15 protein-coding genes are annotated in these 14,592 nt (G+C 57.3%); 7 read left to right on the forward strand and 8 right to left on the reverse strand.

Annotated features, from left to right (window positions below; all coding sequences use genetic code 11):
• Window positions 1-5: 5 nt before the first annotated feature.
• Entirely contained in the window at window positions 6-1,154 is a 1,149-nt protein-coding gene (locus AC6I8V_RS03740) for an iron-containing alcohol dehydrogenase (RefSeq protein WP_497844587.1), read from the reverse strand.
• A gap of 193 nt (window positions 1,155-1,347) precedes the next feature.
• On the opposite strand from AC6I8V_RS03740, the gene dtnK reads away from it, so the two are divergent.
• From dtnK to AC6I8V_RS03755, 3 genes are read left to right on the forward strand one after another with little or no spacing between them, the layout of a single operon-like run.
• Entirely contained in the window at window positions 1,348-2,619 is a 1,272-nt protein-coding gene (dtnK, locus tag AC6I8V_RS03745) for a D-threonate kinase (RefSeq protein ID WP_497844588.1), read from the forward strand.
• The gene (locus tag AC6I8V_RS03750; protein ID WP_497844589.1) at window positions 2,612-3,592 is read left to right on the forward strand and encodes a D-threonate 4-phosphate dehydrogenase; all 981 of its coding nucleotides are present in this window, start codon (window positions 2,612-2,614) and stop codon (window positions 3,590-3,592) included. The genes dtnK and AC6I8V_RS03750 overlap by 8 nt, the downstream gene beginning before the upstream one ends.
• 6 nt (window positions 3,593-3,598) lie before the next feature.
• Window positions 3,599-4,360, forward strand: a complete 762-nt coding sequence (locus AC6I8V_RS03755) for a DeoR/GlpR family DNA-binding transcription regulator (RefSeq protein ID WP_497844590.1) — start codon at window positions 3,599-3,601, stop codon at window positions 4,358-4,360.
• Window positions 4,361-4,509: 149 nt separating this feature from the next.
• On the opposite strand, the gene speD is transcribed toward AC6I8V_RS03755, so the two are convergent.
• From speD to AC6I8V_RS03770, 3 genes are all read right to left on the reverse strand, one after another.
• Complete coding sequence (gene speD, locus AC6I8V_RS03760) at window positions 4,510-5,319, reverse strand: adenosylmethionine decarboxylase (protein ID WP_497844591.1); 810 nt, start codon at window positions 5,317-5,319, stop codon at window positions 4,510-4,512.
• A 28-nt stretch (window positions 5,320-5,347) separates the two neighbouring features.
• Window positions 5,348-6,211, reverse strand: coding sequence for a polyamine aminopropyltransferase (gene speE, locus AC6I8V_RS03765; RefSeq protein ID WP_497844592.1), 864 nt, complete (start codon window positions 6,209-6,211; stop codon window positions 5,348-5,350).
• Between the two features lie 107 nt (window positions 6,212-6,318).
• Complete coding sequence (locus AC6I8V_RS03770) at window positions 6,319-6,666, reverse strand: YacC family pilotin-like protein (RefSeq protein WP_497844593.1); 348 nt, start codon at window positions 6,664-6,666, stop codon at window positions 6,319-6,321.
• 177 nt (window positions 6,667-6,843) lie between these two features.
• Here AC6I8V_RS03770 and cueO point away from each other — a divergent pair, with 177 nt between their 5' ends.
• Window positions 6,844-8,463 carry a multicopper oxidase CueO gene (cueO, locus tag AC6I8V_RS03775; protein WP_497844594.1) on the forward strand — a complete coding sequence of 540 codons (1,620 nt, stop codon included), beginning with the start codon at window positions 6,844-6,846 and terminating at the stop codon, window positions 8,461-8,463.
• Here cueO and AC6I8V_RS03780 read toward each other — a convergent pair.
• Window positions 8,460-9,740, reverse strand: coding sequence for a cystathionine gamma-synthase family protein (locus AC6I8V_RS03780; RefSeq protein ID WP_497844595.1), 1,281 nt, complete (start codon window positions 9,738-9,740; stop codon window positions 8,460-8,462). The genes cueO and AC6I8V_RS03780 overlap by 4 nt on opposite strands.
• Window positions 9,741-9,896: 156 nt before the next feature.
• Between AC6I8V_RS03780 and hpt the strand changes: the two genes are divergently transcribed.
• The 3 genes from hpt (at window position 9,897) to AC6I8V_RS03795 (ending at window position 12,374) form a co-directional block, all read left to right on the forward strand.
• Window positions 9,897-10,433: a hypoxanthine phosphoribosyltransferase gene (gene hpt / locus AC6I8V_RS03785; protein WP_497844596.1), complete on the forward strand. Its 537-nt coding sequence runs from the start codon at window positions 9,897-9,899 to the stop codon at window positions 10,431-10,433.
• Between the two features lie 247 nt (window positions 10,434-10,680).
• A complete protein-coding gene (locus tag AC6I8V_RS03790; protein ID WP_497844597.1) occupies window positions 10,681-11,607 on the forward strand; it encodes an ABC transporter ATP-binding protein in 927 nt (308 codons plus the stop codon).
• Window positions 11,604-12,374, forward strand: coding sequence for an ABC transporter permease (locus AC6I8V_RS03795; RefSeq protein WP_497844598.1), 771 nt, complete (start codon window positions 11,604-11,606; stop codon window positions 12,372-12,374). The genes AC6I8V_RS03790 and AC6I8V_RS03795 overlap by 4 nt, the downstream gene beginning before the upstream one ends.
• A gap of 71 nt (window positions 12,375-12,445) precedes the next feature.
• Here AC6I8V_RS03795 and panD read toward each other — a convergent pair whose 3' ends face one another.
• The 3 genes from panD to panB are packed head-to-tail and all read right to left on the reverse strand — an operon-like array spanning window position 12,446 to window position 14,525.
• Entirely contained in the window at window positions 12,446-12,826 is a 381-nt protein-coding gene (gene panD, locus AC6I8V_RS03800; RefSeq protein WP_497844599.1) for an aspartate 1-decarboxylase, read from the reverse strand.
• 34 nt (window positions 12,827-12,860) lie between these two features.
• Window positions 12,861-13,715, reverse strand: a complete 855-nt coding sequence (gene panC / locus AC6I8V_RS03805) for a pantoate--beta-alanine ligase (RefSeq protein ID WP_497844600.1) — start codon at window positions 13,713-13,715, stop codon at window positions 12,861-12,863.
• A 15-nt stretch (window positions 13,716-13,730) separates the two neighbouring features.
• Window positions 13,731-14,525, reverse strand: coding sequence for a 3-methyl-2-oxobutanoate hydroxymethyltransferase (gene panB / locus AC6I8V_RS03810; protein WP_497844601.1), 795 nt, complete (start codon window positions 14,523-14,525; stop codon window positions 13,731-13,733).
• Window positions 14,526-14,592: the final 67 nt, after the last annotated feature.

Here is a 14,592-nt window from a genome sequence, read left to right on the forward strand (position 1 = left end):
AGTCCTTAGTGATTCAGAGCCGGAAACAGCGTCAGGTAGACGTTTCGCACGTCATCGGCGCTGACTTTCATCGGTACATTCTTCATCAGGCGCTGCACGTCGAGCGCGGCTTCCACCAGGTAGGGCAGGTGATCCGGGGCGATGCCCAGCTCTTCCAGGCTGGCAGGCAGCTTCAGGCGTTGCACCAGCGCGGCAAAGTAGTCCACCAGCGCGTGCGATTTCGCTTCTTCATCCAGTTTGAGATCGGCATCGGGCAGCAGATCGTAAGCCTGAGCGAATTTGCTCACTGCCGCCGGACGGACAAAACGCATACACGGCGCCAGCAGAATGGCGTTCGCCACGCCGTGTGGGATGTGATACTTGCCGCCCAGCGGGTATGACATGGCGTGCACCAGATGGGTACCGGCATGGGCAATCGAGGCGCCGCCGTAGTAAGAGGCCCACAACATATTCAGACGCGCTTCCAGATTGCCCGGCTCGGCGACGGCTGTTTCGAGGCTGGCGAACAGTTTCTTCATGCCAATCAGCGCATAGTTGTCACTCACCGGGTTGGCAACCGTAGCGGTGAAGCACTCAATCAGGTGGCAAAGGGCATCAATGCCGGTGGAAGAGGCGATATGCGGCGGCATACTGGTGGTCAGTTCCGGCACCAGCGCCACGTAATCCGGCAGCATCACCGGCGTGATAATGCCGACCTTGGTTTCTTTCTCCGGAATCGCCAGAATGGCGTTCGGCGTGGCTTCAGAGCCGGTGCCCGCGGTGGTTGGAATCAACAGCGAGGTGGTGCGGCTCAGCGGTTTTTCCCCTGCCAGCAGCGCGTCCAGCGACGGTGCGCCGTTAACGCACAGCACAGACAGCAGCTTGGCCACATCCAGCACGCTACCGCCGCCAATACCAATTACCAGATCCACATCGGTGGTTGGCAGAGCGGCAACAATCGCGGCCACATCATGCTGGCTTGGTTCCGGCGGCACGCTGTTCACCACGCTGAGGCTGGCGATCTGCTGCTTCAGCTGCGCAATTAAGGTCTGAACCGCGGGGATGCCCTCTATATTCTTATCGGTGACCAGCAGAGCTTTCTGCTTGCCTTGCAGCAGGTAGCTGAGGTCATTAAGTGCCTGATAGCCGCTGATCACGGTGCTGTTGATATTCATTTCGTACCCTTTTCCCGGTGTTATCGCGCCAGATTGATTAGTTCTGCTCAATGGATTGCGATGTCTGTCACTAACTGTGCCTGAATTTATAGGGCATATTGATTTCAATTAATTTGATCTTGCTCACATATAATCAATCATGATTGAATATAATCAATCTCAACACGGCACGCTGCCCGTTACAGGAGAGAGAATGCGTTCACAACCATGGAAAACGCCGGTTCTGGTGATTGCCGATGATTTTACCGGCGCTAACGATGCCGGAAGCGGACTGGCCCGGGCAGGGGCGCGCGTACATGTGCTGTTCAATAGCGAGACGCCGCACGATGCCTCCGCTGCCGATGTGCTGGTGATAAGTACCGACAGCCGGGCGGTGAGCGCCGACGAGGCGGCTCAGCGCACCCGCGCCGCCGTGCAGCAATATCAGGCGATCGCCCAGGATGGCTGGCTGTTTAAAAAGATGGATTCCACGCTGCGTGGTAATCCGGGCGCGGAAATTAGCGCGGCATTGCAGGCCAGCGGCAAAACGCTGGCGCTGGTGGTGCCTGCGGTGCCGAAGCTGGGGCGCACCACGCGCCACGGTGAAGTCTGGATCAATCAGCAGCGGCTGACCGATACCGAGTTCGCCAGCGATCCCAAAACGCCGGTTCCCAGCAGCAACGTACTCGAACGGTTGCAGATGCAAAGCGCGTTACCGGGTGAGGTGATCGATCTCGCGACCCTGCGCAGCGGCACGCTTCCGCAGGTGCTGGCGGGCAAGCGCGGGCTGGTGGTGATTGATATCGAGCAGGATGCGGATCTCGCCTTATTGATGCAGGCCGCCGCCACGCTGGCAACGCGTCCGCTGCTGGCGGGTGCCTCTGGTTTGGGTGACGCGCTCGGTGAGTTTCTTGCCGCACGCCCGGCGCGCCCGGTGCTGGCGGTAGTCGGTTCGATGAGCGCCATTGCCCGGCAGCAGATCGACCGTCTCGCCAGCCAGCGCGCCATCCGCATTATCGATATTGATATCCGCCAGCTGTTTGCCCAACCGGCGTGGCCACAGGCCAGTGACTGGCAGCAGACGATGCAGCAGGCGCTACAGGCCGGGACGCACTGCGTGGTACGAACCACGCAACATGCCGGACAGCGCCACGATATTGACGCGCTGTGTCAGCAGCATCAGGTTTCCCGCCAGCAGCTGGGTGAGCGTATTTGCCAGTTCCTGGCGCAGCTGACCGAAGCGGTGTGCCGCACCGTCCAACCCGCCGGGCTGTATCTTTCCGGCGGCGATGTGGCGATTGCCGTGGCGCAGGCGCTCGGCGCCAGTGGTTTTCAGATTCAGGGCCTGGTGGCGGGCTGCGTGCCGCACGGGGTTTTGCTTAATAGTGAGTTACACCTGCCGGTGATGACCAAAGCGGGTGGCTTTGGCGACGAAAACACCCTGGTAGAAGCCATTCGTTTTATTGAGGAGAAGTCGAGTGAATAAAATTATTGCGGTGACCATGGGCGATCCGGCGGGCATCAGCCCGGAGATCATCATTAAAGCGCTGGCGGAAGGCGAACTTGCGGGCGTGCCTGCGGTAGTTGTCGGCTGCGCCAGCACGCTGCGTCGGGTGATGGGATTGAACATTACGCCGCAGGTGGAACTGCGCGTGCTGGATCAGGTGAAAGATGCGCATTTCGCACCGGGCATCATCAACGTGATTGATGAGCCGCTGGCGAACCCGGAAGCACTGAAGCCGGGCGTGGTGCAAAAAGAGGCGGGCGATCTCGCCTGGCGCTGCGTGAAACGCGCGACCGAGCTGGCGCTGGCGGGGGAAGTCCAGGCGATTGCCACCGCGCCATTAAATAAAGAAGCACTGCACTCGGCGGGTCATATCTATCCGGGCCACACCGAACTGCTGGCGCAGCTGACCAATACCAAAGATTACGCCATGGTGCTGTACACCGACCATCTGAAGGTGATTCACGTCACTACCCATATCGCGCTGCGGAAATTCCTCGACACCCTGAACCGTCCGCGTATCGAAACGGTGATCGGCATGGCGGACACCTTCCTGCGCCGCGTCGGTTATGACCACCCGCGCATTGCGGTGGCCGGGGTGAACCCGCACGCCGGTGAAAACGGTCTGTTCGGTGATGAAGAGATCACCACCGTTGCGCCTGCAATCAAGGCGATGAAGGAAAAAGGCATCGACGTTTACGGCCCTTGCCCGCCGGATACCGTGTTCCTGCAATGCCAGCAGGGGCAGTACGATATCGTGGTGGCGATGTACCACGATCAGGGGCATATCCCGCTGAAATTGCTTGGTTTTTATGATGGTGTCAATATCACCGCCGGACTGCCGTTTATCCGTACGTCGGCTGACCACGGCACCGCTTTTGATATCGCCTGGACAGGTAAGGCGAACTCTGCGAGCATGGCGATCTCCATCAAACTCGCGATGCAACTTGCATAGGGAAATATGAAGGGACAAAGTCGCCTCGACCAGATTATGGACTATCTGAAAAGCCATAATCTGGTTACTGTTGAACAGCTGGTGAGCGCCATTTCCGCCTCACCGGCCACCATCCGCCGTGACCTGATTAAGCTGGACAAGGAAGGCGTCATTAGTCGTAGCCATGGCGGCGTCACGCTGAACCGGTTTATTCCCGCCCAGCCGACCACACTGGAAAAAATGCAGCGTAACCTGGCCGAAAAGCAGGCGATCGCGCATTTTGCCGCCAGCTATGTTCAGTCGGGGGATGCGGTGGTGCTGGATGCCGGTACCACCATGCTGGAACTGGCGCGTCAGCTCACGCATCTGCAATTACGGGTGATCACCGCAGACCTGCATATCGCGCTGTTTTTGTCGGAGTTCAAACAGATTGAGGTGACCATTATTGGTGGCCGTATCGATGATTCCAGTCAGTCGTGCATTGGCGAACATGGGCGTCGTCTGCTGCGCAGCATCAACCCGGATGTGGCTTTTGTCAGCTGTAACTCATGGAGCATCGAGCGTGGCATCACCACGCCAACCGAAGAGAAGGCCGGTCTGAAGATGGATCTGCTGGCGAACGCGCGCCGTCGGATCCTGCTGGCCGATAGCAGCAAATACGGTTCCTGGTCGCTGTTCTGTGCGGCACCGATTGAGAATCTGACCGATATCGTGACCGATGCGCGTCTGGATGAGACGGTGTGCCGCAGCCTGCGCGAGCGCGGGATTGCGCTGCAACTGACCGAGTAGATTTTTGCGGTCGCCATTAATGGCGACCCTGGGGTGCGGATTTCGGGCTGGTCGCCATTAATGGCGACCCTACACTGTAGGGTGCGCATTTATGCGCACCTGGCCGCAGATCGCACGAACCAATGACGCATGTATGCGCATTGACCCGATTACAGCGTCTTCATCCCCACCGACGGAATATTGCGGCCGTAATAAATTTCCCGCATCTCTTTCCATAGCAAGTCGGTAATCCGCTTATGCTCCTGCGGGCTGAGATCTTCCGGTTTGGTGTTGAACAAGTAATGCTTCAGGTCAAACTCTTTCAGCAACATCTTGGTGTGAAAGATATTTTCCTGATAAACGTTCACATCCAGCATGTCATACATCGACTTCATATCGTCCGACATAAAGTTCTGGACCGAGTTGATCTCATGGTCGATAAAGTGCTTCACCCCATTCACATCGCGGGTAAAACCACGCACACGATAATCAATGGTGACGATGTCGGATTCCAGCTGGTGAATCAGATAATTCAGCGCTTTCAGCGGTGAAATCACGCCGCAGGTCGACACTTCAATATCGGCGCGGAAGGTGCATAATCCGCCTTCCGGGTGACTCTCCGGATAGGTGTGGACGCAGATATGGCTTTTATCGAGGTGGGCCACTACGGAGTTTGGCAGCGGGCCGGGATGCTCTGAGTTATCGATGTCTTTCGGATCGATCGGCTCCTCGCTCACCAGAATGGTCACGCTTGCGCCCTGCGGTTCATAGTCCTGACGCGCGATATTCAGCACGTTGGCGCCAATGATTGAGCAGGTTTCCGTCAGGATTTCGGTCAGACGGTTGGCGTTGTATTGCTCATCGATATAGGCGATGTACCCATCGCGCTCGGCTTCAGTATTCGCATAGCAAATATCGTAAATACAAAAACTCAGGCTCTTTGTCAGGTTATTGAAGCCATGTAGTTTTAGCTTTTGCAATTTTGTTCACCCCCTTATAAATGTCCGATCAGCGCGCGTCTGAAAGGGCATTCAGCAGATATTGCGGCAGGGCAAAGCTGCCAGTATGGATTGCTGGATTGTAGTAACGGCAGTTCAGGCCAGCGGCCGCAAAACGTGATTGCAGCGTCGCGCTATCCAGTTGACGCAGCGCCGGATTGTCGCTTGCCCAGGCAAAGGTCATGATGCCGCCATAGTAGGTCGGGATCGCGGCCTGATAGAAGCTGACGTCGGAAAAGTAGTGGCTGAGTTTGCGATGGCTGTTGACCGCTTCATCCTGCTGCAAAAAGCATACGCCATTCTGCGCCACAAAAATGCCACCTGGGTTAAGGGCGTTTTTGCAACCGGCATAGAATTCCGAGGTGAACAGGCTTTCTCCCGGACCGATTGGGTCGGTACAGTCGGAGATGATCACATCGAATTTTTCCTGCGTCTGATTGACGAAGTTCACGCCGTCATCAATCACCAGGGTTAATCGCGAGTCGTCATAGGCGCCTGCGCTGTGGTTCGGCAGATACTGTTTGCAGAAGCTCACCACGCCTGCATCGATCTCTACCATGGTGATCTGCCCGATGCTTTTGTGTCGCGAAACTTCGCGCAGCATGGCACCATCGCCACCGCCAATGATCAGCACGCGTTGCGCCGCGCCGTGCGCCAGAATCGGCACATGGGTCATCATTTCATGGTAGATAAATTCATCACGTTCGGTGGTCTGTACCACACCATCCAGCGCCATGACGCGACCGAAGGCGGCATTTTCAAAGATGACCAAATCCTGATGCGCAGTCTTTTCGCGGTAGAGTTCCTTTTCAACCGTGAAGTACTGTCCGAAACCGGCATGAAGGGTTTCATACCACATTTCATTTTGGGCCATGATAAGGCTCTCCTGTAATGACATCGCCATGAAAATGGGCGGCAAATCATAGCGAATTATGACCGTGGTTGCACGGTCAAATGTTCAGCAGGAGAGCGGGCGGCGGGTTATTTCACGTAGGCGAGCAGGCTTAATGAATCGCGTGCCAGTGACTTACATTTCTGAGCATTGGCGATAGCAATGCCGCTCAGATCTTTGTAACTATCTTCGCCAAGCGCTTTCATGTTGAAGGTGCTGTAATTACTTAAATCCCAACGGTTTTGCTGGGCGAAAAACACCAATGCTTTGCGAATCTGCGCATCGGGGAGATCCTGATAGCCGCAATCATTCTTCAGATAAACAAACACGGCGGTCAAATCAGCCAGATCTTCCGCTTCGGATTCGCTCAGGGCAAAGCTGGTGGAGGAGAAGCCAAGGAGTCCCGCCAGCAGCAGGATCTTGATGCTTTTCGTCATAATCATTCTCAACAAGGGACAATTAAATTGACGTTAGCATAGTTATTGGCAGGATTCCGCTAAATTTGCCACCTCGATGTGCCGCACACTTTTTTTCGGTGCATTCTGCCGCAGGGCTTGACCCTCCCGCAGGGGCAAGGTTTACCCTTAGCCCTCATGCACAATAAGGATATCAACATGCAACGTCGTCATTTTCTGAAGCTGACTGCCGCCCTGGGCGCGGCAGGCGCCTTGCCGCTCTGGAGCCGCTCACTGATGGCGGCGACACGTCCTTTATTACCGATCCCTGCGCTGCTGGAAGCCGACGCTCGGGGTCAGTACAGCCTTTCCGCCACGGCGGGCAGCAGCCAGTGGAACGGTAAATCGGTGCCAACCTGGGGTTACAACGGCAGCCTGCTGGGGCCGGTGTTGACGTTGCAGCGTGGCAAACCGGTTACCGTCAACATTCATAACCAGCTGCCGGAAGCCACCACCGTACACTGGCACGGGCTGGAGGTGCCGGGAGCGGTCGATGGCGGCCCGCAGGCCAGCATTGCGCCCGGCGCATCGCGTCAGGTGACCTTCACCCCGGATCAACCCGCCGCAACCCTCTGGTATCACCCCCATTTGCATGGCAAAACCGGCCATCAGGTAGCGCAGGGGCTGGCCGGATTGATCCTGTTGCAGGATAACGAATCCGGCCAGCTGCGTCTGCCGACCCAATGGGGCGTCGACGATGTGCCGCTGATTTTCCAGGACAAACAACTGACGAAAGATGGCAGCCGCATCGACTATCAACTCGATATCATGCGTGCGGCGGTGGGCTGGTTTGGCGACATGATGTTGACCAACGGCGTACAGTACCCGCAACACGCGGTGCCGCGCGGCTGGCTGCGTCTGCGGCTGCTGAACGGCTGTAACGCGCGTTCGCTGCATATCGCCACCAGTGATAAACGCCCGTTGTATGTGATTGGCAGCGATGGCGGCCTGCTGGCTGAACCGGTCAAAGTGGACAGCCTGCCGCTGCTGCCCGGCGAGCGGTTTGAGGTGATGATCGATACCTCCGACGGCAAAAGTTTTGATGTGCTGACCCTGCCGGTGACGCAGATGGGGATGACGCTGGCCCCGTTCGATCAGCCGCTGCCGCTGGTCAATATCCTGCCGCTACGCGTGATGGCGAGCGCCACGCTGCCGGATAAGCTGGTGGATGTCCCGCCTGTGCCTGCCACCGAGGGACTGCAAACCCGCTGGCTGCAACTGATGATGGACCCGCAGCTCGATCAGCAGGGAATGCAGGCATTGATGACCCGCTACGGCGCCAAAGCGATGGGTGGCAAAGGCGATCACCACGGCATGGCGATGCCGCAGGGCCAGAAGCCGGCGGAGATGAATATGGATATGGGCGGTATGCAGATGGATCACGGCAAGATGGCGATGGACCATAGCAGCCACGGCAAGCCTGCCGGTTATGACTTCCACAGCGGCAACAAAATCAACGGTATGGCGTTTGATATGACCAAACCGATGTTCGATGCGAAGCTCGGCAGCCAGGAGAAGTGGACTATCTCCGGCGAAGGCGACAGCATGTTGCATCCGTTCCATATCCACGGCACCCAGTTCCGCATTCTGTCAGAAAACGGTAAGCCGCCAGCGCCGCATCGCCAGGGCTGGAAAGACATGGTCAGCGTTGACGGCTGGCGCAGTGAAGTGCTGGTGCGCTTCAACTATGCCGCCAGCGCCGAACACGCTTATATGGCGCACTGCCATCTGCTGGAACATGAAGACACCGGCATGATGCTGGGCTTCAGCGTAACCTAACTGGCCAGCGCCAGGCGAATATCCTCAATCAAATCATCGGCATGTTCAATGCCGATCGACAACCGCACGGTGGCGTCAGTGATACCAATGCGCTGACGCACCTCGGCGGCCACCCCCGAATGGGTAGTGCTGGCCGGATGGCTTGCCAGCGATTCGGTGCCGCCGAGGCTTACCGCCAGCTTAAACAGCGTCAGGGCATTGAGGAAACGGAACGCCGCCGGTTGCCCGCCGCGAATATCAAAGGAAAAGGTGGAACCGGCACCGAGACACTGGCGACGGAAAGTTTCGCCTGCGTTGCTGTGTTTATCCAGATAAGGCAGCCAGTGCAACTTCTCAACCTGCGGTTGATCGCGCAGAAAGGCCGCCACCGCCGCCGCATTTTGCGCCGCTTTCTCCATCCGCAGCGACAGCGTCTCCAGCGAGCGGCCAATCATCCAGCTGGAGTGCGGGTCAAGCTGGGTGCCGATGGCGCTGCGCAGCGCCCGTACCTGATTGATCAACGCCTTGCTGCCCAGCACCGCGCCGGCAATCAGATCGGAATGGCCGCCGACGTATTTGGTCAGCGAGTAGAGCGACAGATCGGCGCCGTGCTCCAGCGGGCGCTGAAACAGCGGGCCGAGCAGGGTGTTATCGCAGGCGATAATCGGCCGCGATCCCTGCTGCTGGGCGATCACATCGGCCACCTGCACCATCAATTCAATATCCACCAGACTGTTGGTCGGGTTAGCGGGGGTCTCAATCAGGATCAACGCCACGCGACCGCGTTGCCACGCCAGTTTCGCCGCTTCGTGCACTTTCTCCTCATTGGTGCCGTCGCTGAAGCCAACCGCCTTGATTTCAAGGTTATGCAGCGTTTTGCTGAGCAGCGTTTCGGTGCCGCCATACAACGGCTGTGAATGCAGAATCACTTCGCCCGGTCGGGCAAAGGTCAGCAGGGTGGTGGCGATGGCTGCCATGCCGGAGGAGAACAGCGCCGCGCGTTCCGCACCTTCATAAATCGCCAGCCGATCTTCAACAATTTCGCTATTGGGATGGTTGAAGCGTGAATAGACCAGCCCGCCGCTTTTTCCCTCCGGCGGTTCACGACGCCCGGCGACAAAATCAAAAAAATCCTGCCCCTCTTCAGCGCTGTCGAAGACAAAGGTGGAGGTGAGAAACACCGGTGGCTTAACGGCCCCTTCCGACAGGCGCGGATCGTAACCGTAATTCAGCATCTGGGTTTCGGGGTGGAGTGGATGATTGCCGATCTGCGTCTTTTTGCTGGATGAAGAGGTCATAACGTCTCCGGTTTGGCAGGGGGGCTTGCTATACAGTTAACGCCAGCGCAATATTTTTCGCCACGGTAACGTTTGCGTTGTGTGCGCGGCGTCAGCACGCAAATGGACTATGATAGACTTCGTGGCTTTCTGAGACACCTAACCGGGCTGAATGCAATGAAACACACCGTCGACGTGATGATCTCTGAGCAGGAGATCGCAACCCGTATTGCTGCACTGGGCAAGCAGATTAGCGACCATTACCGTGACAGCGGCAGCGAAATGGTGCTGGTAGGGCTGCTGCGCGGTTCCTTTATGTTTATGGCCGATCTGTGCCGCGCCATCGAGGTGCCACACGAAGTCGACTTTATGACTGCCTCCAGCTATGGCAGCGGCATGTCCACCACCCGTGATGTGAAAATCCTGAAAGATCTCGACGAAGATATTCGCGGCAAAGACGTGTTAATCGTCGAAGACATCATCGACTCCGGCAACACCCTGAGCAAAGTGCGCGAGATCCTGCGCCTGCGTGAACCGAAATCGCTGGCGATTTGTACCCTGCTGGACAAGCCGGAACGCCGCGAAGTGGATGTGACCGTGGAGTACGTCGGTTTTGCGATTCCGGACGAATTTGTGGTCGGTTTTGGTATCGACTACGCCCAGCGCTACCGCCATCTGCCGTACGTCGGCAAAGTGGTGTTGCTGGATGAATAACCGCACAATCTTCCAAGGCTAAACTTTCCCGCCTGCGATAAGATGCGCAGCCCGTCAGCCAGCTGACGGGCTAAGTATCGTCACTCGGCCCGCGTTTCCCTGCGGCGCACAGAGTGGTAGACTCTGCTCAACTCCTTTGATTTCACAACCTTTATCGCTGAATGTCCCGGCGACCGCGCAGGGTCCATCCGCGCACACTATCATTTCAAATGGCAATGATGTCACTACAACAGGGTATGGATTCGCAATGACTTATGCACTGGAACTTTCCGGGCTGACCAAGACCTATCCCGGCGGCGTACAGGCGCTGAAAGGGATCGACCTCAGCGTGGAAGCAGGCGATTTTTATGCCTTACTGGGGCCGAACGGTGCCGGTAAGTCCACCACCATCGGCATTATCAGCTCGCTGGTGAATAAATCCGGCGGCAGCGTGCGCGTGTTTGGCTATGATCTGGAAAAAGATGTGGTCAATGCCAAGCGTCAGCTTGGCCTGGTGCCGCAGGAATTTAACTTCAACCCGTTTGAAACCGTGATGCAGATCGTGGTCAACCAGGCTGGTTACTACGGTGTGGAACGCCGCGAAGCCAATGCGCGGGCGGAAAAATACCTGAAACAACTCGATCTGTGGGGCAAACGTAACGAACGCGCCCGGATGTTATCCGGCGGTATGAAGCGTCGTTTAATGATTGCCCGCGCCCTGATGCATGAACCTAAGCTGCTGATCCTCGATGAGCCTACCGCTGGCGTCGATATTGAGCTGCGTCGTTCCATGTGGGTGTTCCTGAAAGAGCTGAATATCAAAGGCACCACCATCATTCTCACCACCCACTACCTCGAAGAAGCGGAAATGCTGTGCCGCAATATCGGCATTATCCAGAGCGGTGAGCTGGTGGAGAACACCTCAATGAAGGGGCTGCTGTCCAAACTGCAATCGGAAACCTTTATCCTCGATTTAGCGCCGCGCAGCCCGCTGCCGCAGCTGGAAGGTTTCCAGTATCGCTTAGTCGATACCTCGACGCTGGAAGTTGAAGTAATGCGTGAGCAGGGGCTGAACAGCGTGTTCAGCCAGCTGAGCGCGCAGGGTGTGCAGGTGCTGAGTATGCGTAACAAAGCTAACCGCCTTGAGGAGCTGTTTGTCAGCCTGGTGCAGGGAAAAACAGGAGTGAAAGCATGACGCATTTGTACTGGGTGGCGCTTAAGAGCATCTGGACCAAAGAGATCAACCGCTTTGCCCGCATCTGGATCCAGACGCTGGTGCCGCCGGTGATCACCATGACGCTGTACTTTATTATCTTCGGCAACCTGATCGGTTCGCGCATCGGTGATATGCATGGCTTCAGCTACATGCAATTTATCGTGCCGGGACTGATCATGATGGCGGTGATCACTAACGCCTACGCGAACGTGGCTTCCTCGTTCTTCAGCGCTAAGTTCCAGCGCAACATTGAGGAGCTGCTGGTGGCGCCGGTGCCGACGCATATCATTATCGCTGGCTATGTTGGTGGTGGTGTGGCGCGCGGCGTGTGCGTCGGGATTCTGGTCACGGCGGTGTCGCTGTTCTTCGTCCCTTTCCATGTTTACTCATGGTCGATGGTGGCGATTACGCTAGTGCTGACGGCGATTCTGTTCTCGCTGGCCGGTCTGCTCAACGCGGTATTTGCCCGCACTTTTGATGATATCAGCCTGATCCCGACGTTTGTGCTGACGCCGTTAACCTATCTGGGTGGGGTTTTTTACTCGCTGACGCTGCTGCCGCCGGTATGGCAGGTGGTGTCTAAGCTGAACCCGATTGTGTATATGATCAGCGGCTTCCGCTTCGGTTTTCTCGGTATCAATGATGTGCCGCTGGAGCTGACGCTGTCGGTGCTGGTGGCGTTTATCGTGGCATTTTACGTGCTGGTTTACGTATTGATTCAGCGCGGCAGGGGATTGCGGAGCTAAGGCTTGCCAGGGGCACCATAAATGGCGACCCTGCGAAGTTGTAAGGGCGGGATAAATCCCGCCCTTTTTGATCAGGCAACCTGAACCGGCAGCGCTTTGGCTAACCGCTTCATCTCGTTGTCGCCTTCAAAATAGGCCACTTTCGGCTGCCAGCTGCGGGCCACTTCATCTTCCACCTGCACATAAGAACAGATGATCAGAATGTCGCCTTCGCAGGCGCAGCGTGCGGCGGCGCCGTTGACGGAAATAATCTTCGAGCCACGTTCGGCAGCAATGGCGTAGGTGGAGAAACGCTGGCCGTTGGTGACGTTGTAGATGTCGATGGCTTCATATTCCAGAATGCCTGACGCCTCAAGGAAGTCCTGGTCAATGGCGCAGGAACCTTCGTAGTTCAAATCTGCCTGGGTCACTTTGACGCGATGCAGTTTGCCCTGTAACACGGTACGAATCATGGCGGTATTACCTTGCTCAATAACGACCCACGGATTACTGGGTCAGATCCACTTGCTGATTATCGATCAAACGGGCGTTGCCAAGCCAGGCGGCCATTAAAATGACCGCGCGCTGGCTGTCGACGGTCAGCGCCTGCAAGGTGTCGGCATCGCAAATCGCCAGGCCGTCCGGGCGGAAACCCTCCTCGCGTAACGCCTGTTCAGCGCTCTCGATAATCTCTTCCACATGACGCTCGCCGTTGTTCAGGCGCTCGGCCATGCTGTTCATTACCTTGCTTAAAGCCGGAGCCAGTTTACGCTCCTCGGCGGTGAGATAGCCATTGCGCGAGCTGAGCGCCAGGCCATCTTTCGCACGGACGGTTGGCACGCCGACAATCTCGATGTCGAAGCCCATATCCGCCACCATTTTGCGGATGATCGCCAGCTGCTGAAAATCCTTCTCGCCAAAGCAGGCGGTGTCCGGCTGGACCAGGTTAAACAGCTTGCTGACAATGGTCGACACGCCGCGGAAATGGCCGGGACGACTGGCCCCTTCCAGCAGCGACGACAGACCCGGCACCTCGACGAAGGTTTGAGTGTCGAGACCTTTGGGATAGACGTCCGCCGGGGCAGGGGCAAACACCAAATCCACGTTGTGGCGATTGAGTTTCTCGCAGTCGTCCTGCAACGTGCGCGGATAGCGCGCTAAATCGTCAGGGCGATCGAACTGCATCGGGTTGACGAAAATCGACACCACCACGATATCGGCGCGTTCGCGCGCTTCATCGACCAGGGTTAAGTGTCCATCGTGCAGGTTGCCCATAGTAGGCACCAGCGCGATACGTTTGCCTTCCTGCCGCCAGCGACGGATCTCGCGACGCAGCATCGGCAGTGTTTCAATGATCAGCACTGCACATCTCCTGATTTACTGGAAACTGTGTTCGGCGGCCGGATAGCTGCCCGCCTCAACTTCGGCAATATAGTGGCGAATCGCGGCGCGAATGTCGCCGGTTTCCGCGAGGAAATTTTTGGCAAATTTCGGGATATGGCCGCCGGTGATCCCAAAGGCATCGTGCATCACCAGGATCTGTCCGTCGGTCACGTTACCAGCGCCGATGCCAATCACCGGAATGGTCAGTGCCTGCGTCACGCGCGCAGCCAGCGCCACCGGTACGCACTCCAGCACCAGCAGCTGCGCACCGGCCGCTTCCAGCGCCAGCGCATCGGCCAGCAGGCGCTCCGCACTCGCGTCATCACGCCCCTGGACTTTGTAGCCGCCGAAGATATTGACCGACTGCGGCGTTAAGCCGAGATGACCACAGACCGGCACTGCGCGCTCGGTAAGCATCTGCACGGTTTCCGCCAGCCAGGCACCGCCTTCCAGCTTGACCATATTGGCCCCGGCGCGCATCAGTTCGGCCGCGTTAGCGAAAGTTTGCTGTGGGGTGGCGTAACTCATAAACGGCAAATCAGCCATGACCAGCGCCAGCGGTGCGCCACGACGCACGGCGGCGGTGTGGTAAGCGATATCGGCGACCGTCACCGGCAGGGTTGATTCATGGCCCTGGACGGTCATGCCCAGCGAGTCGCCAATCAGCAGCACCTGAATGCCTTCATCCGCAAACAGACGGGCAAAACTGAAGTCATATGCCGTCAGCGTGGCGAACTTGCGGCCACTGGCTTTCCACTGGCGTAAATGGGAGATAGTTGTGGGTTTCATCGCACTCTCACTCAGTATTTTCTGATGGGCGCAGTGTACTGGATTGGCAGGGTGGGCGATATGACTG

The sequence above is a fragment of the Pantoea sp. X-Soil-TKNS-1207 genome (assembly GCF_059730485.1).

Bases quoted from the DNA above. Each gene is read 5' to 3' on its own strand.
- AC6I8V_RS03740 (WP_497844587.1), bottom strand. From the start codon at position 1,154: ATGAATATCAACAGCACCGTGATCAGCGGCTATCAGGCACTTAATGAC.
- dtnK (WP_497844588.1), top strand. From the start codon at position 1,348: ATGCGTTCACAACCATGGAAAACGCCGGTTCTGGTGATTGCCGATGAT.
- AC6I8V_RS03755 (WP_497844590.1), top strand. From the start codon at position 3,599: ATGAAGGGACAAAGTCGCCTCGACCAGATTATGGACTATCTGAAAAGC.
- speE (WP_497844592.1), bottom strand. From the start codon at position 6,211: ATGGCCCAAAATGAAATGTGGTATGAAACCCTTCATGCCGGTTTCGGA.
- AC6I8V_RS03770 (WP_497844593.1), bottom strand. From the start codon at position 6,666: ATGACGAAAAGCATCAAGATCCTGCTGCTGGCGGGACTCCTTGGCTTC.
- cueO (WP_497844594.1), top strand. From the start codon at position 6,844: ATGCAACGTCGTCATTTTCTGAAGCTGACTGCCGCCCTGGGCGCGGCA.
- AC6I8V_RS03780 (WP_497844595.1), bottom strand. From the start codon at position 9,740: ATGACCTCTTCATCCAGCAAAAAGACGCAGATCGGCAATCATCCACTC.
- hpt (WP_497844596.1), top strand. From the start codon at position 9,897: ATGAAACACACCGTCGACGTGATGATCTCTGAGCAGGAGATCGCAACC.
- AC6I8V_RS03790 (WP_497844597.1), top strand. From the start codon at position 10,681: ATGACTTATGCACTGGAACTTTCCGGGCTGACCAAGACCTATCCCGGC.
- AC6I8V_RS03795 (WP_497844598.1), top strand. From the start codon at position 11,604: ATGACGCATTTGTACTGGGTGGCGCTTAAGAGCATCTGGACCAAAGAG.
- panD (WP_497844599.1), bottom strand. From the start codon at position 12,826: ATGATTCGTACCGTGTTACAGGGCAAACTGCATCGCGTCAAAGTGACC.
- panB (WP_497844601.1), bottom strand. From the start codon at position 14,525: ATGAAACCCACAACTATCTCCCATTTACGCCAGTGGAAAGCCAGTGGC.